Raw genomic sequence first — 19,795 nt, forward strand, 5'->3', positions numbered from 1 at the left:
GAACGCGCGGAGCACGGCATGTGTCATCGGCGGACTCCCGTCCCCAGATAGGCCTCGGCGAGCCGGTCCGGGTCCACCTCGGAGCGCGGCCCGGTCCAGACGATCTCGCCCTGCGAGAGGTACGCGACGGTGTCGGCGATACCGAGCGCGTCCGCCGCCTTCTCCTCGACCAGGAGCAGCGCCGTGCCGTTCGCCCGCAGCTCGGTGAGGACACGGAAGACCTCGTCCACGACACGGGGCGCGAGCCCGAGGGAGGGCTCGTCGGCGACGAGGACGGCGGGCGGGCGTTGCAGCAGCGGCGCGAGCGCGAGGAGCTGCTGCTCGCCGCCGGAGAGGGAGCCGGCGGCGACGGAACGACGGGCCGCGAGCGCGGGGAAGCGCGCGTACACGGCGTCGCGGTCCTCGGACAAGGGCAGCTGCAGGGCCAGGTTCTCCTCGATGGAGAGCCCCGCGAAGATCCCCCGCCCCTCGGGCGCGAGCCGCACACCGCGCCGGGCCCGGACGACGGCCGTGTCGCGGGCGGCGTCCTCACCCCGGACGCGTACCAGCCCCTCGGCGGGCCGAAGGAGCCCCGCGGCCACCCGGCACAGGGTGGACTTGCCGGCCCCGTTGGGTCCGAGCAGCGCCAGCGTCTCCCCGGCCCGCACCACGAGATCCACCCCGTGCAGCACGACCGCCCCTCCGTACCCGGCGTGCACCCCGCTCACCTCGAGCGCGGGGGCCGCGTCGCCCGGCCGGCGAGGGCCCTGCCCCCGGTCCGGCTCCCCGTGGGCTCCGGGGACCGCCGGCTTCGGGGCGGGGAGGCGCGGGGGAACGGTGGCCGGTGCGGGCGCCCGGTTCGCGGCGTGGCGCGCCGCGCGCCGGGACGGCCACGCCGCGCAGTACCCGTCCGGGTCATTCGCGAGGGCCAGGCCCGCCAGGCCGAAGAGGATCACCGGCAGGTGCGCGGACTCCGTCACGTAGGTCGCCATCAGATGCGGGACCACCGCGAAGACCAGCCCGGCCACCACCGCGAACTGCGGTCGCCGTACCCCCGCGGCGACCACCACCGCCAGCCACACCAGGCCCGTCATCGCCGTGAAGTCCGTCGCCGTGATCCGCGTGTTGTACGAGGCGTACAGCACGCCCCCGAAGCCGGCGAGGCCCGCCGATACGGTGAAGACCAGCAGCTTCGTCCGTACCACCGACACCCCGGACGCCGCCGCTGCCTCCGGCGCCGAGCGGACCGCGAGCACGGCCCGGCCCCACCGGGAGCCGCGCAGCAGGGTCAGCAGCCACACGGCCGCCGCGCTCAGCAGCACCAGCGCGACCCCCAGCGCCCGGTCGTCGCCCAGGTCCACCGGGCCGAGGACGGGCCGCGGGATCTCCCACCCCGTGTCCCCGTTGCGCAGCCACCCCACCTGGAACAGCACCTGGTCCGCCAGGAAGGCCAGGGCCAGGGTGGCCAGCGCCAGGGACCGGCCGCCGAGCCGCAGCGCGGGCAGCGCGACCACCGCGCCGAGCAGAGCGGCCGCGGCCGTGCCGACCGCCGCCGCGGCCACGAAGGGCCAGCCCCGGCTCATCAGCAGCCCCGCCACCAGCGCCGCCCCGGTCACGAACGTCGCCTGGGCGAGCGACACCATCGCCCCGAGGCCCGTGACCACGGTGAACGACATGAAGACCAGCCCGATGGCCAGGCCCTGCGCCAGGATGCCGCTCCAGAACGGCGTGGTGACCGTGTAGAAGGTCGTGGCGAGGAGCGCGCCCGCGACGGCCCACGCGCCCCACCGGTGCGCCCAGCCCTTGCCGGCGAGGTAGTCGACCGGAGGCGGGTCCGCGGCGGCCGTCCCCGCCGCGCGCCGGCGCCGCGCCAGGACGACGAGGCCGCCGAAGAGGATCAGGAACGGCACCGCGGTACGGAAGCCGGTGATGTCCTCCGCGAACGACGCGTACCCCGCCACCAGGTTCTGCAGCACCCCGAGCCCGAGCCCGCCCGCGAACGCGAGCGGCACCGACACGAACCGGCCCAGCACCGCCGCGGTCGCGGAGACGAAGAGGAAGAGCGTGTAGTCGTGGGCGGAAAGGCCGAGGAGCGGGGTCGCGAGGACCCCGGCGAGCCCGGCGAGACCCGACGACAGCATCCAGGCGACCGAGGACAGCCGGTCCGCGCTGATGCCCCGCAGCTCCGTCAGCGAGCGGTTGTCGACGGCCGCCCGCAGCCGCAGCCCGAGGCGGGTGTGCCGCATCAGCACCCATAGACCGGCCGCCACGAGCGCCGTCGCGACCCAGGTGATCAACTGGTCGGAGTCGATGCCGACACCGTCGAGGGGCTGCCATGACACCGCAGGGCTCGGCCCGACGCCCGGCAGCCCGAACTGGTTCTCGGCCGGCTGGACCGGGGCGCCCGCCCGCTCCAGGAGCTCGACCAGCCATAGCCCGGCCGCCGGAAGCGCGACCAGCAGGCCGATCGTGGCCACGATCTGCGCCGTCTCGCCGACCCGGGCCAGCTTGCGGAACATCAGCCGGTCCAGGCCCCACCCGAGCACGGGCGCAACGAGGCACACGAGCAGCAGGGCCGTCGGCACGGCGGGCCAGCCGAAGCCCGAGTGGAGCTCGTAGAACGCCAGCGCGCAGAGATAGGCGGTGGCGCCGTGCGCGAAGTTGAAGAGCCCGGAGGCGGAGTACGAGAGCACGAGCCCGGTCGCGAGCAGCGCGTAGAGCGCCCCCGAGACCAGACCGCTCAGGACGAAGCCCAGCAGGTCACCCACGACGACGCGCCTATCCGAAGGGGATCGGCGGGTAGCACCTGAAGGGCACCGCCACCTCGTAGCGGCCGTTCGTCAGCCGGACGAGGGCGCCGCAGCCGAAGCTCTCCTTCTGTCCCTTGGGCTCGGCCCGGTCGCCGACGAGGGTCCCGGTGTCGGAGAAGCCCTGTGCCGCCTGCTGGAAGGACTCGGTGGTCAGATCCTTGCCGACCCTCGCGGCAATGGCGAGGAAGAGGTCGGCCGACATGTAGCCCGTCATCATGTGCATGTTGAGCGGTACGTCCCGGCCGCCCGCCGCCTTCTTGATGTCCGCCTTGAACTGCCGCATCGCGGGGCTGTCCGCCTCGAACGGCTGGAACTGCAGCAGCACGTGCACCCCGTCCAGCGCCTGACGGGTCGCGTCCTTCGCGAGCAGCCCGGGGTCGTAGTCCGTCGGGTCCGAGATCACCCCCTTGTACCCCGCACGCTTGAGCGCCGTGAACAGGCCGATGTTGTACGGGGTCTGCATCACGGAGACGACGGCGTCGGGCGCCCCGCCGCCGGGGCCCGAGCGGAGGATCTCCTTGGTGTATGCCGACCAGTCGCTGGGCATCGAGGTCGCGGGAACGGCAGCCCTGGCGTACGCGACCTGGAAGCCGGCGGCCTTGAAGCCCTGGGTGAAGGTGCGGATGCCGAACTTGCCGGCGTCGTTGTCGCCGGCGATCAGCGCGACCGACTTGCCCCGCGCGCCGCCGAGGACCGTGGCGAGGCCCTCCGGCCAGGTCTGGTTGAGGGTGCCGCCCGGGGTGGGGACGAGGCAGCCGTTGAATCCGTAGATGTACCGCGGGCCGCAGAACGACGGGAGGGTGCCCCAGCCGACGGTGGGCACCTTCTGGCCGTCGAGGAAGTCGGCTCCGGCGAAGGTGACTGAGCTCATGGGGGAGACGGCGAAGACCTTGTCCTGCTGGACGAGCTTGCGGGCCGCCGCCAGGTTCTTCGCCGGGTCCTGGCCGTCGTCCTCGGCGCCCAGGTAGTCGATCCTGCGTCCGTTCACGCCGCCCTCGGCGTTGGCCCGGTCGTAGCGCGCCTTGGCGCCGAGATCGGTGTCCTTCTTGGAGTAGCCGCTCGCGGTCGTCATGGAGACGATGCCGCCGACCTTGATCGCGTCGGCGGTGACTCCGCGTACGGAGCCGCCGGGCTTCTCCGAAGCCCCTCCGGTGGAAGCCGAGTTGCAGGCGGAGACGAGGAGCAGGGCCGCTGTGGCGGCGGCGAGGGTGTGGATCGGTCGCAACACGGTCGGTCGTCCCTCCGTCGGGTGACCGCATTCTGTGACCGGCCTGATGAACCGTCAATAACTGATACAGCGTCAATTGATGGGGTGTCAGATCCGGTTGACCGCCGCCCGAAGCGACCGTTGCGCCGGCCCGTGATCAGACGTTGCGCCGGCCCGGACGAGCCGTCGCGCCGTCCGGGATCATCCGTACAGCGCCTCGACCTCCGCCGCGTACGCCTTCTCGATCGCCTTCCGCTTCAGCTTGAGCGAGGGCGTGAGCAGCCCGTGCTCCTCGCTGAACGGATGGGCCAGGATCCGGAAGGTCCGGATGGACTCGGCCTGCGAGACCAGGGTGTTGGCCGCCACCACGGCCCGCCGGATCTCCATCTCCAGGCTCGGGTCCCGCACCAGCTCCGCCGGCGGCAGCGGCGGCCGCCCCTGCATCGCCAGCCAGTGCTCCACCGCCTCCTGGTCCATCGTCACCAGAGCGGCGATGTACGGCCGGTCGTTGCCCACCACGATGCACTGCGCGATCAGCGGATGCGCCCGTACCCGCTCCTCCAGACCGGCCGGCGACACGCTCTTGCCGCCCGAGGTCACCAGGATCTCCTTCTTGCGCCCGGTGATCGTCAGATAGCCGTGCTCGTCGAGCATTCCCAGATCGCCGGTGGCCAGCCAGCCGTCGTTGAGGACGGCGGCGGTGGCCTGCGGGTTGTTGAGGTATCCGGAGAATATCTGGCCACCGTGCAGCCAGACCTCCCCGTCCTCGGCGATGTGCACGGTCGTGCCCGGGATCGGCTGCCCGACCGTTCCGTACTTGGTGCGCTCCGGCGGGTTCGCCGTCGCCGCCGCCGAGGACTCCGTGAGGCCGTACCCCTCGAACACCGTCACCCCGGCGCCCTCGAAGAAGAGCCCGAGCCGCCGGTCCATGCCCGAGCCGCCCGACATCGCGTGCCGGACCCGCCCGCCCATGGCGTCGCGCACCTTGGCATACACGACCTTCTCGAAGAACTGGTGCTGCATGCGCAGCGCCGCCGACGGCCCCGGGCCGAGTCCGAAGGCCCTGTGCTCCATCGCCTCGGCGTACTTGACCGCCACCTCGACCGCCTTGTCGAAGGGCCCCAGCCTGCCCGCGCTCTCCGCCTTCCGGCGGGCCGCGTGGAAGACCTTCTCGAAGACGTAGGGCACGGCCAGGATGAACGTCGGCCGGAAGCTGGCGAGGTCCGGCAGCAGCGCGGACGCCGCGAGCGCCGGCTGGTGCCCGAGCTTCACCCCGGTCTGGATCGCCGCCACCTCCACCATCCGCCCGAAGACATGGGCCAGCGGGAGGAAGAGCAGCGTGGACGCTTCGTCGCCCGGCTTGGAGTGGAAGACCGGCTCCCACCGGCCGGTCAGCATGGCCGTCTCGAACATGAAGTGGGAGTGCGTGATGACGCAGCCCTTGGGGCGGCCCGTCGTCCCCGAGGTGTAGATGATCGTCGCCACGGACTCGGGCGTGACGGCCCGCCGATGGCGCTGCACCACGTCCTCGTCGATCTCCGCGCCCGCCGCGACCAGTTCCGCGACCGCGCCCTCGCCCGAGTCCAGCTGCCACAGGCGCTGGAGCCGCGGCAGCCGGTCGATCACCGAACCGATCGTCATGGCGTGGTCCTCGTGCTCGACCACGCAGGCGGTGACCTCGGCGTCGTGCAGCATCCAGTAGACCTGGTCGGCGGAGGAGGTGGGGTAGATCGGCACCGACTGCGCGCCCAGCGTCCACAACGCGAAGTCGAACAGCGTCCATTCGTAGCGGGTTCTGGCCATGATGGCGACCCGGTCGCCGAACCGTACGCCGTGCGCGATCAGCCCCTTAGCGACCGCCAGCACCTCGTCCCGGAACTGCGCCGACGTCACGTCCTGCCACTGCCCGTCGGCGTCCTTACGGCCGAGCGTGACCCGGTCGGGCGTCCGCGCGGCGTGGTCGAACACGGCGTCCGCCAGACCGCCGACCTGAGGCGCCGCCTCGACGGGCGGCACGGTGAACTCCCGCAATGACATGCTCCTCGCACGCTCGTTGTCGCGCTCCGTACGGCGCGGGTGACGGTACCCCACCCGACCGGCGGGTGGGAGGGCCTTCACCAAGCCGGGACATCGGTCGTTCGCACAGGTCAGGGGAGGGGGAGCGGCGAAGTGCCGGACGCTCGCGCGTCGTTACTGACTGGCGAGTAAGCAGGGTGGTCCGGAATCTCCACGGAATCTGTACCGGCCGCTCACGATCCGGGCGGAAGCCGGCGGTGCGGGGGCGCGGGGGGCCTGACCGGTCGTACGGCGCCGGGGCGGGCGCGGCGCGCGATGTCGGGGAGGGCGGGCCGGGGTACGGGGCCGGACCCGGTTGTACGGCGCCGGGGCGTGCGGGCCGGTTGTGTGGTGTCAGCGCGCCGGGGCGTGGGGTGTCAACTGGGTCGGTGCAGCCGGTCGCCGCCCGCCAGGATCGCCGACGCCAGGGCGTCGGCCGCCTCCTGGGAGGGCCCGCGCCGTCGGCCTTTGCGCAGCACGAAGTCGACCTCGCCCAGGTCGGGCAGGTCCGCCCGGGCCGGGAGCCGGGCGAGGCCGGGCGGCACCAGTCCACGGGTATGGGCCATGACGCCGAGCCCGGCACGGGCCGCCGCGATGTTGGCGCTCAGGCTGCTGCTCGTACAGGCGATCCGCCACGCCCGCCCCTGCGCCTCCAGGGCCTCCAGCGCCCGGGCCCGGGTGATGCCGGGCGGCGGGAAGACGATCAGCGGAACCGGCCGGTCCGGGTCCAGACGCAGCCGCGGGGCACCGATCCAGATCAGCGAGTCCTGCCAGACCAGCTCGCCGCCGCTCTCCTCGGCGCGCCGCTTCGCGAGGACTGAGATCGAGGCGTCCCGCCTCCAGCCGGGCGTTCAGCGTCCCCGACAGCTCGACCGTCAGTTCCAGATCCACCTCGGGGTGCTCGCGCCGGAACGACTCCAGGATCTCGGGCAGCCGGGTTACGACGAAGTCCTCCGAGGCGCCGAAGCGCAACCGCCCGCGCAGCCGGGTCCCGGTGAAGAAGGCGGCGGCCCGCTCGTGGGCCTGCAGGATCGTCCGGGCGAATCCGAGCATCGCCTCGCCGTCCTCCGTCAACTCCACGGCGTGGGTGTCCCGGGTGAACAGCGGACGCTCGGTCGCGTCCTCCAGACGCCGTACGTGCTGGCTCACGGTGGACTGGCGCACCCCCAGCCGGCGCGCGGCCTGCGTGAAGCTCAGCGTCTGGGCGACCGCGAGAAAGGTCCGGAGCTGCGAGGGCTCGTACACGCTCCCAGACTAGTAGGGTCATCATGCATCGTGATGACAGTGAGAGCGCTGTACGGGATTCCCGATGTGCGCGCGGCGGAGCAGGATGGGGAGGAACCGACCCCGCCCCGGACCCGGACCCGACCCCGATCCCGTCTCGACCCCGACCCCGAGCGCGCAGAGCAGTGGAGCACATGAGCCGCCGTACGACCCTCCTGCCGTCCTGGCTGCCGATCGACCCGTACATCCTGGCGCTGCTCGGCACGGTCGGTCTCGCGGCTCTCCTCCCCGCGTCCGGCGCCGCCGCCACGGTCGCCGACGGGGCCTCGACGGCGGCGATCGCCCTGCTGTTCTTCCTCTACGGGGCCCGGCTCTCCACCCGCGAGGCGCTCGACGGCCTCACGCACTGGCGGCTCCACCTCACCGTCCTGGCCTGCACCTTCCTGGTCTTCCCGCTCCTCGGGCTCGCGACGAAGGGGCTGGTACCGGCCGTTCTCACCCCCTCCCTCCAGAGCGGACTCCTCTTCCTCTGCCTGGTGCCCTCCACGATCCAGTCCTCGATCGCCTTCACCTCGATCGCGCGCGGCAACGTACCCGCCGCGATCTGCGCGGGCTCCTTCTCCTCCCTCGCCGGGATCGTTCTCACCCCGCTGCTCGCGGCCGTCCTGATCGGGGGCGGTGCGGGCGGTTTCTCCGCCGACGCGCTGCTGAAGATCGGGCTCCAGCTTCTGGTGCCGTTCCTGGCGGGCCAGCTGCTGCGCCGCTGGGTCGGGGCGTTCCTGGCCCGGAACAGGAAGGTGCTCGGGTACGTCGACCGGGGCTCGATCCTGCTCGTCGTGTACACGGCCTTCAGCCACGGCATGGTCGCCGGCATCTGGCACCAGGTCACCCCGGCGCGGCTGGGGCTCCTGCTCGCCGTGGAGGCCGTCCTGCTCGCGGTGATGCTCGCGCTGAGCTGGTACGGGGCGAAGCGGCTCGGCTTCGGCCGGGCGGACCGGATCGCCATCCAGTTCGCCGGCTCGAAGAAGAGCCTGGCGGCGGGGCTGCCCATGGCGAGCGTGCTGTTCGGGGCGCAGGCATCGCTCGCCGTGCTGCCGCTGATGCTCTTCCACCAGATGCAGCTGATGGTCTGCGCGGTCCTCGCGAAGCGCCGCGCGCGGGACACGGAGCCGGACGACCGGGCGAACGCGCCGACCGCTCCGGCCCCGGCCGAGCGGCTGCCGGCCCGCGGCTGACCCGACAGCTGACCGGGGGATCGCCGCCCGCCGCGTGCCTGCTGCCCCGTCCTGCGTCGGTGGCCGCCCGGCCCGGGCCCCGTCGGCTCCCCGCCCGCTGCGCGGCTCGGGCCGGGGCGGCTCACCGCCCGCTGCGCGGCCAGGGTCAGGTCAGCTGACCCCGGCTGCGCGGCCGTGGCCCGGTCGGCTGACCCCCGCTGCCCGGCCCGGCCCGTGTCGGCCGCGCGTCCGCCTCCGCTCGTTGGCGGGATCACATCCCCACCCCCGCCGTGAAGATCACAAGGCCCGCTACGGTGCTCCCATGCCCGCACTCGATCCCGGCCGCACCGCGCTCGTCCTCGTCGACCTGATGGAACGCATCGTCGCGCTGCCCCTCGCACCCCGCCCAGGAACCGACGTCGTCGTCGCCGCGACCCGGCTCGCCGAGACCTTCAGGGCCGCCGGCGCGCCCGTCGTCCACATCAGGGTGGAGCGGCCGAACGTCGCGTCCCAGCCGCCCGGCAGCGAGCTGGTCCCCTCCCTCGTCCACGCGGGCGACCACGTCGTCGTCAAGCGGACCATCGGCGGCTTCCATGACACCGGACTCCACGAGTTTCTCGCCGGGCACTCCGTCACCACCGTCGTGTTCGCCGGCATCGCCACGAACCTCGGCGTCGAGTCCACCGCCCGCGCCGCCTGCGACCTCGGCTACGAGCCCGTCTTCGCCGAGGACGCCATGAGCGCCTTCACCGCCGACGAGCACCACGCCTCCGTGACGCTCGACTTCCCGCGCCTCGGTACGGTCGCGGCCGTCTCCGAGATCAGCCTGGTAGGGCCGGCGTGACGCCCGTCCCGATACGTTACGGCGCCCGCCCCTGCTCCCTCGTCGTGTGCCGGGGCTGCTGCTGCGGCGACGCCCGCAAGAACCCCGGCATCGACCACGCCGGACAGCTCGCCCGCCTCCGCGCGGCCGCCGCGGCCTCCGGCGGCCGGCTGTCCGTCCGTACGAGCGACTGCCTCGGCCCCTGCGCCCAGGCGAACGTCGTCGTGGTCCAGCCCTCGACCGAGGGCCGCAGGCGCGGCGGCCGGGCCGCGTGGATCGGTTTCACCGTGGACGACGACTGCCTCGACGACATCCTCGCCTGGACGGCCGCGGGCGGCCCGGGCATCGCCGAACCCCCGGCCACCCTCACCCTCCAGATGATCGACCCCCCGAAGAACTAGGGGAACCGGCCGGCGCAGGGGCGATCCCCCGGCCGCCGGCCCGAGCCGTGCGGCGGGCGGCCCCGGTCAGATCCGGGAGGCCGGGGCCCCGAGGGCGATCCGGTGCTCGCCCGCGTACACGTTCATGTCCGGCCCGCGGAGGAACCCCACCAGCGTCAGGCCCGTCTCCACGGCCAGGTCCACGGCCAGCGAGGACGGCGCGGAGACCGCGGCGAGCACCGGGATGCCCGCCATCACCGCCTTCTGCGCCAGCTCGAACGAGGCCCGGCCCGAGACCAGCAGCACCGCCCGCTCCAGCGGCAGCCGCCCCTCGGTCAGGGCCCGGCCCACCAGTTTGTCCACGGCGTTGTGGCGGCCCACGTCCTCCCGTACGTCGAGCAGCTCGCCGTCCTCCGAGAAGAGCGCCGCCGCGTGCAGCCCGCCGGTCCGGTCGAAGACCCGCTGCGCGGCCCTCAGCCGGTCGGGCAGGCGGGCGAGCAGCCCGGGCGTGAGCCGGACCGGGGGAGTGTCCGCGATCGGGAAGCGGGCCGTGGTCCGCACGGCGTCCAGGCTGGCCTTGCCGCACAGCCCGCACGACGAGGTCGTGTAGACGTTCCGCTCCAGGGTGATGTCCGGGACGGGGACACCGGGCGCCAGCTGCACGTCCACCACGTTGTAGGTGTTCGTGCCGTCGTCCGTGGCGCCCGCGCAGTACACGATGTTCCGTACGTCGGAGGCGGCGCCGAGCACCCCCTCGCTGACGAGGAACCCGGCGGCGAGCGCGAAGTCGTCCCCGGGCGTGCGCATCGTGATCGCGAGCGGCTTGCCGTTGAGCCGGATCTCCAGCGGCTCCTCGGCCACCAGGGTGTCCGGCCGCTCGTTCACGGCCTCCCCGCGGATCCGCAGGACCCGTCGCCGCTCCGTCACCCGTCCCATGATCGCTACACCCGATTCTGTACGTGCTGGAAGCCGAAGCGGCCTCGACGATCTCATTGTCCTGCACGTGCGGGGTGAGCTCGCAGCCCACTCCGCGTACGCGCGGACCGTCGTCGTCTCCGTCCGCGCCTCGCCCCCGGTCGTCCCGGGTTGTCATGGTCTCCCAACACCTTCGGGCGAATCTTGGTGGGTTACGTGCCCGGTTACCCACCAGTCGCTGGCGAGACTGGGTGGTTCCTGCTTCCGCACCACACGCGCCACATGAACCCAAGGGGGTCCCGGGCATGACGGGCACTCGTATCGCCGCGCTCGGGCACTACCAGCCCGCCAAGGTACTCACCAACCACGACCTGGCCGCCCTCGTCGACACCAGCGACGAGTGGATCAGCAGCCGGGTCGGGATCCGGACGCGCCACATGGCCGGCCCGGACGAGCCGGTCGACGAACTCGCCGCACACGCCGCGGGCAAGGCCCTCGCCGCCGCGGGCCTCGGCCCCGACGACATCGACCTGGTCCTCGTCGCGACCTCCACGGCGATCGACCGCTCGCCCAACACCGCGGCGCGCGTCGCCGCCCGGCTCGGGATGACCTCGCCCGCCACCATGGACCTCAACGTGGTCTGCGCCGGTTTCACCCACGCGCTCGCCACCGCGGACCACGCGATCCGCGCCGGCGGCGCCCGCCGCGCCCTGGTCATCGGCGCCGACAAGATGACCGAGGTGACGGACTGGACCGACCGTACGACCTGCGTACTCGTCGGCGACGGCGCGGGCGCGGCGGTCGTCGAGGCCGTGGGGGAGGGCGTCGAGCCCGGCATCGGGCCGGTGCTGTGGGGCTCGGTCCCGGAGATGGGCCACGCCGTCCGTATCGAGGGAACCCCGCCGCGCTTCGCGCAGGAGGGTCAGTCCGTCTACCGCTGGGCCACCCAGCGGCTGCCCGCTCTCGCCCGCCAGGCATGCGAGCGGTCGGGGCTCGCGCCGGAGGACCTGGCGGGTGTGGTGCTGCATCAGGCCAACCTGCGGATCATCGAGCCGCTCGCCGCGAAGATCGGCGCGGTGAACGCGATCGTCGCCCGCGACGTCGTCGAGTCCGGAAACACCTCGGCCGCCTCGATCCCGCTGGCACTGGCCAAACTGGTCGAGCGCGGCGAACTGCCCTCCGGCGCCCCGACGCTTCTCTTCGGCTTCGGCGGCAACCTCTCGTACGCCGGACAGGTCGTACGCGTCCCCTAGGCCGTGCTGCGAACGATCACGCGCGCCCACACCGAGCACACCCGCCCGACGCGCCGGCAACACAGCCAGGGCTGACCCGTTCGGTGGAGCCCGGTGGCGAGGGCCCGGGGGCCGTCCTAGCTTCGGACGGGTCGAGGGACGTCTCCCTCGCCCGACCGGGAGGACCGACCGCCATGCGCGCGATACGTGGTGCCGCCACGGCCCTGCTCGCCACCGCCGCCCTCTGCCTGGCCGCGCCGACGGCCGCCGCGGGCGACGACGACCCCTGGGGCGAGGGCGACGCGTGGGGCGAGGGCGCGGGCGTGGCCGAGGGCGCCGGTGACGGCGCCGCTCACACCATCACGTCGTTCGGCTTCTCGGTCTCTCCGGAGACGGTCGCCCCCGGTGGCACGGTCACACTGAAGGCCGACGGCTGCGCGGCGCCCGCCGTCACCGTCACCTCCGGAGTCTTCGACACCGTCACCCTCAAGGACGGCCACCCGGGCACCGCGAAGGTCGACGCCGACGCGAAGGCCGGCGCCGAGTACCAGGTGACGTTCGAGTGCAAGGGCGAGAAGGGCACCGCGCCGCTCACCATCACCGGCGGCCACGAGACCGGCGGAGGTGGCGCCGGCGGCCACGAGACAGGTGGCCACACCACCCCCGGCATCGGCGCGCACAAAGGCGTCCAGGGCGGTTTCGGCGGCGGGGCCGACGCCATGGGCGCCACCGAGGCCGTCACCGGAACCGTCCTCATCGCGGGTGCGCTCGGCGCGGGCGGCGTCCTGCTGCTGCGCCGCCGCCGCGCGGACGACCGCGCCTGAATCGGCTCCTCCGCCCTGGGGTGACGAGGTCCGGGGCGGAGGAGCGCCATCACGTACAGGCGCACGTACGGGCGCCATCGCGTACAGCGGGAACCGGGAGCGCACATCGTGCAGGGGTCGAGCGGGACGTCCGGGCGCGGCGCGTGGGGCGTCGTCATCGTCGTCCTGCTCGTCGGCGTCCATCTGGTGCGAGGCGGTACGGAGGAATGGCGGACCGGAGAGCCCCCGCAGCCGGTCCCGGCAGCGGCCCCGGACCGCGCCGCCGCAGTCGTCCGCGAGACCGCGCCCGATCCGCTGTCCGCCTCCCGCCCCGAGCGCGTCCGCATCCCGGCCGTCGGGGTCGACGCCCCCGTCACGCGCGTCGGCCTCGACCCCCACGGGTGGATCGCCACGCCGCCCGCGCGCGAGCCGAACGTCGCCGGCTGGTTCACCGGCGCCGTCACCCCCGGCGAGCGGGGCACCGCCGTCGTCGTCGGCCACGTCGACACCCCGGACGGGCGGGCCGTCTTCTTCGGCCTCGGCGCGCTGCGGAAGGGCCACCGCGTCGAGATCGCCCGCGAGGACGGCAGGACGGCGGTCTTCTCCGTGTACGGCGTCGAGGTCGTTCCGAAGGACGACTTCCCGGCCGAACGGGTCTACAAGGACCGCGCTCTGCCCGAGCTGCGCGTCCTCACCTGCGGGGGTGGCTTCTCGCGGCAGCGGGGGTACGACGGCAACGTCGTCGTCTCCGCCCGCCTGGTCGACGTGCGCTGACCCCCGGCCCCCGCACGCGGCCCACCAGGCTTTGTCCTCACTCGGGAAAAAGTCTGCATGGATTCTTACGCGACTTCTTCCCACCCCCGGACACCCCTGCTACGTTCCCCTCGAAAGCCCGGACGGAGACTCCGCCGGAGAGACCGACGTACGGCACCAGGGGAGGGGCGCGTGAGACGCATGACGGCACGACCTGCCAACGCGCACCAGGCGCGTCTGCTCCGGCTGCTGCGCGACGGTGGGCCCAACTCCCGTGCGCAGCTGGGCGATCAGATCGATCTCTCCCGCTCGAAGCTCGCCGTCGAGGTCGACCGGCTCCTCGAGACCGGTCTCGTCGTCGCGGACGGCCTCGCCGCCTCCCGCGGCGGCCGGCGTTCGCACAACATCAGGCTCGCCCCCGAACTCCGCTTCCTCGGCGTCGACATCGGCGCCACCTCCATCGACGTGGCCGTCACCAACGCCGAGTTGGAAGTGCTCGGGCATCTCAACCACCCGATGGACGTCCGCGAAGGCCCGGTCGCGGTCTTCGAGCAGGCCCTCGCGATGGCGGCCAAACTGCGGGCCTCCGGGCTCGCCGAGGGCTTCGACGGGGCCGGGATCGGCGTCCCCGGCCCGGTCCGCTTCCCCGAGGGCATCCCGGTCGCACCCCCGATCATGCCCGGCTGGGACGGCTTCCCCGTACGGGAGGCGCTCAGCCAGGACCTCGGCTGCCCGGTCATGGTCGACAACGACGTGAACCTGATGGCCATGGGGGAGCAGCACGCGGGCGTCGCCCGCTCGGTCGGCGACTTCCTCTGCGTCAAGATCGGTACCGGCATCGGCTGCGGCATCGTCGTCGGCGGTGACGTCTACCGCGGTACGACGGGCAGCGCCGGCGACATCGGCCACATCCAGGTGGAACCGGACGGCCGCGCCTGCGCGTGCGGCAACAGGGGCTGCCTGGAGGCCCACTTCAGCGGCGCCGCCCTGGCCCGCGACGCCGAGGACGCGGCGCGCGGAGGCAGGTCGGACGAGCTCGCCGGACGCCTCGCGGCGGCCGGCCGGCTCACGGCGGTCGACGTCGCCGCCGCGGCCGCTGCGGGCGACGCCACCGCCCTCGCCCTCATCCGCGAGGGCGGCAACCGGGTCGGGCAGGTCATCGCCGGACTCGTCAGCTTCTTCAATCCCGGTCTGGTGGTGATCGGCGGCGGGGTCACCGGCCTCGGTCACAACCTCCTCGCCAGTGTCCGCACCCAGGTCTACCGCCAGTCACTGCCGCTGGCCACCGGCAACCTCCCCATCGTGCTCGGCGAGTTGGGCCAGGCAGCCGGAGTCATCGGCGCGGCCCGCCTCATCAGCGACCACCTCTTCTCCCCGGCGTAGCCCGTCACCGGTGGTCCGTCACCACCCGTACCGCCGAGGCGGTAGGGGAAACACGCACCACCCACCGGCCCGCACCGGTCGTCACCACCTCAGCGTCAGCATGCCCCGCACCCGCCGAGGGGATCTCCGTCATGCCACAGGAACACCCGCCCCTGCTCACCATGTCCGCCATCACCAAGTCCTTCCCCGGCGTCCGCGCCCTCGACGGCGTCGACCTCGAGGTCGCCCCCGGCGAGGTCCACTGCCTCCTCGGCCAGAACGGCGCCGGCAAGTCCACCCTCATCAAGGTCCTCGCCGGCGCCCACCAGCCCGACGGCGGCCGGATCACCTGGCGCGGCGAACCCGTCCAGCTGCGCTCCCCGATCGCCGCGATGCGCCTCGGCATCGCCACCATCTACCAGGAACTCGACCTCGTCGAAGGGCTCTCCGTCGCCGAGAACGTCCACCTCGGCCACGAACCCACCACGGCGGGCTTCGTCGTCCGGGGCCGGGCCGCCAGGACCTCCACGTCCGCGCTCCTCGAACGGCTCGGCCATCCCGAGATCGACCCGGCCCGCCTCGTCGGCGAACTGTCCGCCGCGCAGCGGCAGATCGTCTCGATGGCCCGCGCCCTCTCGCACGACGTCCGTCTCATCGTCATGGACGAGCCGTCGGCGGCCCTCGACCCGGACGAGGTCGACAACCTGTTCCGTATCGTCGCCGACCTCACCGCGGACGGCGTGGCGGTCGTCTACATCTCCCACCGCTTGGAGGAGATCCGCCGCATCGGTGACCGGGTCACCGTCCTCAAGGACGGCCGCGCCGTGGCCGGCGGGCTGCCCGCCGCCTCGACCCCCACCCGGGACATCGTCGCCCTGATGACCGGCCGCGACGTCGAGTACGTCTTCCCGCCGCGCCCGGCCGGGCCCCCGGCCGCCGCACCCGTCCTCCAGGTCCGGGGACTCGCCAGGGAGGGTGAGTTCGACGCCGTCGACCTCGAACTGCGGCCCGGCGAGATCGTCGGACTCGCCGGCCTCGTCGGCTCCGGCCGCTCCGAGATCCTGGAGACGATCTACGGCGCCCGGAAGGCCACCGCCGGGCGGGTCGTCGTCGACGGCCGCGCCCTGCGCCCCGGCAGCGTCCGGGACGCCGTCCGCGCCGGGCTCGGCCTCGCCCCAGAGGAACGCAAGGCCCAGGGTCTGCTGATGCTGGAGTCCGTCACCCGGAACGTGTCCGTCTCCACGCTCGCCCGCTTCTCGCGCGCCGGCTGGATCGACCGTCACGCCGAGCGCGAGGCCGCCCGGGCCGCCACCCGGGAGCTCTCCCTCCGGCCCGACAATCCCGACGCCCGGATCCGTACCCTCTCCGGCGGAAACCAGCAGAAGGCCGTGCTCGCGCGGTGGCTGCTGCGCGGCTGCCGCGTCCTGCTGCTCGACGAGCCCACCCGGGGTGTCGACGTCGGAGCCCGCGCAGAGCTCTACGCCGTCATCCGCCGCCTCGCCGACGACGGCCTCGCCGTCCTCCTCGTGTCCAGCGAGGTGCCCGAGGTCCTGGGCCTCGCAGACCGCGTCCTGGTGCTCAAGGAGGGCCGTGTCGTCCACACGGCACCCGCCCGCGAGCTCGACGAACACCGCGTACTCGACCTCGTGATGGAAGGGAGCCCCACGTCATGACGCTGTCCACCGCCAAGAACACCAAGGCGCCTGTGCGGGAGGGCGGCCGGCGGCCACTCGGTCTGCGGGCCGATGTCCGCAACCTCTCGCTGCTCGGAGTGCTCGCCGTCCTGATCGCGGTCGGCGGCTTCACCAAGCCCGACGAGTTCCTCGCCACCTCCAACCTCCAGCTCGTCCTCACCCAGGCCTCGGTGATCGGGGTCGTCACCGTCGGCATGACCTTCGTCATCACCAGCGGCGGCATCGACCTCTCCGTCGGCGCGATCGTCGCCCTCGCCTCGGTGTGGGCCACCACGCTCGCCACCCAGGAGTACGGTTTCGCCGGCATCCTCTTCACGGCCGTCGTCGTCGGGTTGAGCTGCGGATTTGTGAACGGCCTGCTCATCGCGTACGGCGGGCTGGTGCCGTTCATCGCGACCCTCGCCATGCTCGCCTCGGCCCGCGGACTCGCCCTGCAGATCACCGACGGCCGCACACAGATCGTGACCGTCGACTCCGTCCTCGACCTCGGCGTCCCCGACGCCTATCTCCTCGGCATCCCGCCACTGGTGCTCGTCTTCGCCGCCGTCACCGTCATCGGCTGGCTCGTCCTCAACCGGACCACCTTCGGCCGCCGCACCGTCGCCGTCGGCGGCAACGCGGAAGCCGCCCGCCTCGCCGGCATCGACGTACGGCGCCAGCGCCTCTACCTCTACCTGCTCTCCGGACTGTGCTGCGGCATCGCGGCCTTCCTGCTGATCATCCTGTCCGGATCCGGCCAGAACACCAACGGCAACCTGTACGAGCTCGACGCCATCGCCGCGGCGATCATCGGCGGCACCCTGCTCACCGGCGGCCGCGGCACCATCGTCGGCTCCGTCCTCGGCGTCCTCGTCTTCACCACGATCACCAACATCTTCGCGCTCAACAACCTGCAGAGCGACGTCCAGCAGATCGCCAAGGGCGCGATCATCGTCGCCGCCGTCCTGGTCCAGCGCCGGACCGCCCGCCACGGCGAGGCCTGACCCCCACCCCGTAACGCCCCCGTATCTCCCTCACCCCCGAAGGGATCCATCGCCATGCCAGAAACCAGCCGCAGAGGACTGCTGTTCGGCACCGCGGCCGTCTCCGCCGGAGCGCTGCTCACCGCCTGCACCAGCAACGAGCCGAGGAACGCCGGGAACACAGGCCCGGCCGCGAGCAACGTCCCGGCCGCCGACGACAAGCCCGGCACCCCCGTCACCATCGGCTTCGCCGGCCCGCAGGCCGACCACGGCTGGCTCAACGCCATCAACCAGAACGCCAAGGAGCGCGCGAAGAAGTACTCCGAAGTCACCCTGGAGATCACCGAGGGCTCCAACGACACCGCCACCCAGATCGGCCAGATCCAGACCCTCATCAACAAGAAGGTCGACGTCCTCGTCATCCTGCCGGCCGACGGCAAGGCGCTCACCCAGGTCGGCCTCCAGGCCATGAAGGCCGGCATCCCCGTCATCAACCTGGACCGCATCTTCGCCTCCCCGCAGGCCTACCGCTGCTGGATCGGCGGCGACAACTACGGCATGGGCCTCAACGCCGGCCGCTACATCGGCGAGAAGCTCAAGGACAAGCCCGACGCCACGGTCATCGAACTCGCCGGCCTGGACAGCCTGGAGCTGACCAAGCAGCGCACCCAGGGCTTCGACGACGCCCTCAAGAACTACCCCAACATCCGCAAGGTGGCCCGCCAGGCAGCCGACTTCACCGTCGAGTCCGGCCAGGCCAAGATGGCCCAACTCCTCCAGGCGCAGCCGAAGTTCGACGCGCTGTGGAACCACGACGACGACCAGGGAGTGGGCGCCCTGCGCGCCATCGCCCAGGCCGGCCGCAAGGACTTCCTCATGGTCGGAGGCGCCGGCGCCAAGTCCGCCATGGACGCCATCAAGGCCGACGACAGCGTCCTCAAGGCCACCGTCCTCTACCCGCCGACCATGGCCGCCTCCGCCATCGACCTGGCCCGCGCCCTCGGCCAGAAGAAGGGCGTCGGCGGCATGGCCGAGCTGGAGATCCCGGCCTCCATCACCCTCTACTCGGCCGTCGTGACGAAGGAGAACGTCGACGAGTACCTGCCCACCGGCTTCAGCTGACCGGCCTCCGGCCGCCCCCACCGCGCAACCGACGAGGAGGAATCCGTATGGAACAGAGGGACAGCGAGGCCGGCGAGGCCACGCCGCCGACACTCGGCATCGGCATGGTCGGGTACGCGTTCATGGGCGCCGCCCACTCCCAGGGGTGGCGCACCGCGGGACGTGTCTTCGACCTCCCGATGCGGCCGGTCCTCGCCGCCGTCGCCGGCCGCGACGCGAGCGCCGTCCGGGCCGCCGCCGCGCGGCACGGCTGGGCGGCCGCGGAGACCGACTGGCGTGCCCTCGTCGCCCGCGACGACGTCCAGCTCGTGGACGTCTGCACCCCGGGCGACAGCCATGCGGAGATCGCCGTCGCCGCCCTGGAGGCGGGCAAGCACGTCCTGTGCGAGAAGCCCCTCGCCAACTCGGTCGCCGAGGCCGAGGCCATGGTGGCCGCCGCGGCGGCGGCGGCCACCCGCGGCCAGGTCGCCATGGTCGGCTTCAACTACCGGCGGGTGCCGGCGATCGCGTACGCCCGCCGGCTCGTCGCGGACGGCAGGCTCGGCGCGCTCCGGCACGTACGGGTCACCTATCTGCAGGACTGGCTCGTCGACCCCGGTTTCCCGCTGACCTGGCGCCTGGAGCGCGAGCACGCGGGATCGGGGGCCCTCGGGGACCTCGGGGCGCACGCCGTCGACCTCGCCCAGTACCTGGCGGGCGAGCTCCTGGTCGGCGTCTCGGCGCTCACGGAGACCTTCGTACGCGAGCGGCCGCTGCTCGCGGGGGTGTCGGCCGGGCTCTCCGGGGCCGCCTCCGGCGGGACGTACGGGGCGGTGACGGTGGACGACGCCGCGCTGTTCACCGGACGGCTCGCCTCCGGGGCGCTCGCCTCCTTCGAGGCGACGCGGATGGCCGCCGGCCGCAAGAACGCCCTGCGGTTGGAGATCAACGGAGAGAAGGGCTCGCTCGCCTTCGACCTGGAGCGGCTCAACGAACTCTCCTTCCACGACCACACCGAGCCGGCCGCCTCCGCGGGGTTCCGCCGCATCCTGGTGACCGAGCCGGACCATCCGTACCTGGAGGGCTGGTGGCCGCCCGGCCACGCGCTCGGGTACGAGCACACCTTCGTCCACCAGGCCCGCGACCTGGTCCTCGCCGTCGCGACCGGATCCGCCCCCGCGCCGTCCTTCGCCGACGGGCTCCAGGTGCAGCGGGTGCTGGCCGCGGTGGAGGAGAGCGCGCAGAAGAACGCCGTCTACACCCCCGTACCGTTGTAGGAGG

The 19,795-nt window shown here is 73.0% G+C and carries 15 protein-coding genes and 1 pseudogene; 11 read left to right on the forward strand and 5 right to left on the reverse strand.

Going from position 1 to position 19,795, the window contains the following annotated elements; translation table 11 throughout:
* Window positions 1-23: 23 nt before the first annotated feature.
* The 4 genes and pseudogenes from ACZ4VW_RS20250 to ACZ4VW_RS20265 all read right to left on the reverse strand — a co-directional run bounded on the left by ACZ4VW_RS20250 (window position 24) and on the right by ACZ4VW_RS20265 (window position 7,296).
* Entirely contained in the window at window positions 24-2,747 is a 2,724-nt protein-coding gene (locus ACZ4VW_RS20250) for an ABC transporter permease subunit (RefSeq protein ID WP_467964195.1), read from the reverse strand.
* Between the two features lie 10 nt (window positions 2,748-2,757).
* Window positions 2,758-4,017 (reverse strand): ABC transporter substrate-binding protein, encoded by a 1,260-nt coding sequence (locus ACZ4VW_RS20255; protein ID WP_467964197.1) that lies wholly within the window; start codon window positions 4,015-4,017, stop codon window positions 2,758-2,760.
* Between the two features lie 180 nt (window positions 4,018-4,197).
* Window positions 4,198-6,033, reverse strand: coding sequence for an AMP-dependent synthetase/ligase (locus ACZ4VW_RS20260; protein ID WP_467964199.1), 1,836 nt, complete (start codon window positions 6,031-6,033; stop codon window positions 4,198-4,200).
* 395 nt (window positions 6,034-6,428) lie between these two features.
* A pseudogene (locus ACZ4VW_RS20265) lies at window positions 6,429-7,296 on the reverse strand (LysR substrate-binding domain-containing protein).
* Window positions 7,297-7,469: 173 nt separating this feature from the next.
* Here ACZ4VW_RS20265 and ACZ4VW_RS20270 point away from each other — a divergent pair.
* From ACZ4VW_RS20270 to ACZ4VW_RS20280, 3 genes are all read left to right on the forward strand, one after another.
* Complete coding sequence (locus ACZ4VW_RS20270) at window positions 7,470-8,510, forward strand: bile acid:sodium symporter family protein (protein WP_467964201.1); 1,041 nt, start codon at window positions 7,470-7,472, stop codon at window positions 8,508-8,510.
* Window positions 8,511-8,811: 301 nt separating this feature from the next.
* Window positions 8,812-9,333 carry an isochorismatase family protein gene (locus ACZ4VW_RS20275; protein WP_467964203.1) on the forward strand — a complete coding sequence of 174 codons (522 nt, stop codon included), beginning with the start codon at window positions 8,812-8,814 and terminating at the stop codon, window positions 9,331-9,333.
* The gene (locus tag ACZ4VW_RS20280; protein WP_467964205.1) at window positions 9,330-9,713 is read left to right on the forward strand and encodes a (2Fe-2S) ferredoxin domain-containing protein; all 384 of its coding nucleotides are present in this window, start codon (window positions 9,330-9,332) and stop codon (window positions 9,711-9,713) included. The genes ACZ4VW_RS20275 and ACZ4VW_RS20280 overlap by 4 nt, the downstream gene beginning before the upstream one ends.
* Before the next feature lie 66 nt (window positions 9,714-9,779).
* Here ACZ4VW_RS20280 and fdhD read toward each other — a convergent pair whose 3' ends face one another.
* Window positions 9,780-10,628 (reverse strand): formate dehydrogenase accessory sulfurtransferase FdhD, encoded by an 849-nt coding sequence (gene fdhD, locus ACZ4VW_RS20285; RefSeq protein ID WP_467964207.1) that lies wholly within the window; start codon window positions 10,626-10,628, stop codon window positions 9,780-9,782.
* A gap of 284 nt (window positions 10,629-10,912) precedes the next feature.
* On the opposite strand from fdhD, the gene ACZ4VW_RS20290 reads away from it, so the two are divergent.
* From ACZ4VW_RS20290 to ACZ4VW_RS20325, 8 genes are all read left to right on the forward strand, one after another.
* On the forward strand, window positions 10,913-11,860 hold the full coding sequence (locus tag ACZ4VW_RS20290) for a beta-ketoacyl-ACP synthase III (RefSeq protein WP_467964209.1): 948 nt from the start codon (window positions 10,913-10,915) through the stop codon (window positions 11,858-11,860).
* 173 nt (window positions 11,861-12,033) lie between these two features.
* Complete coding sequence (locus ACZ4VW_RS20295; protein ID WP_467964211.1) at window positions 12,034-12,663, forward strand: hypothetical protein; 630 nt, start codon at window positions 12,034-12,036, stop codon at window positions 12,661-12,663.
* A 108-nt stretch (window positions 12,664-12,771) separates the two neighbouring features.
* Entirely contained in the window at window positions 12,772-13,416 is a 645-nt protein-coding gene (locus tag ACZ4VW_RS20300; RefSeq protein WP_467964213.1) for a class F sortase, read from the forward strand.
* Window positions 13,417-13,596: 180 nt separating this feature from the next.
* Complete coding sequence (locus ACZ4VW_RS20305; RefSeq protein WP_467964215.1) at window positions 13,597-14,778, forward strand: ROK family transcriptional regulator; 1,182 nt, start codon at window positions 13,597-13,599, stop codon at window positions 14,776-14,778.
* A gap of 131 nt (window positions 14,779-14,909) precedes the next feature.
* A complete protein-coding gene (locus ACZ4VW_RS20310) occupies window positions 14,910-16,430 on the forward strand; it encodes a sugar ABC transporter ATP-binding protein (protein WP_467964217.1) in 1,521 nt (506 codons plus the stop codon).
* Window positions 16,427-17,434: an ABC transporter permease gene (locus tag ACZ4VW_RS20315; protein ID WP_467964221.1), complete on the forward strand. Its 1,008-nt coding sequence runs from the start codon at window positions 16,427-16,429 to the stop codon at window positions 17,432-17,434. Before ACZ4VW_RS20310 ends, ACZ4VW_RS20315 begins: the two co-directional genes overlap by 4 nt.
* A gap of 54 nt (window positions 17,435-17,488) precedes the next feature.
* Window positions 17,489-18,535, forward strand: a complete 1,047-nt coding sequence (locus tag ACZ4VW_RS20320) for a substrate-binding domain-containing protein (protein WP_467964223.1) — start codon at window positions 17,489-17,491, stop codon at window positions 18,533-18,535.
* A gap of 47 nt (window positions 18,536-18,582) precedes the next feature.
* Complete coding sequence (locus tag ACZ4VW_RS20325; RefSeq protein ID WP_467964225.1) at window positions 18,583-19,791, forward strand: Gfo/Idh/MocA family protein; 1,209 nt, start codon at window positions 18,583-18,585, stop codon at window positions 19,789-19,791.
* Window positions 19,792-19,795 lie beyond the last annotated feature (4 nt).

The sequence above is a fragment of the Streptomyces sp. NPDC029139 genome (genome assembly GCF_055564335.1).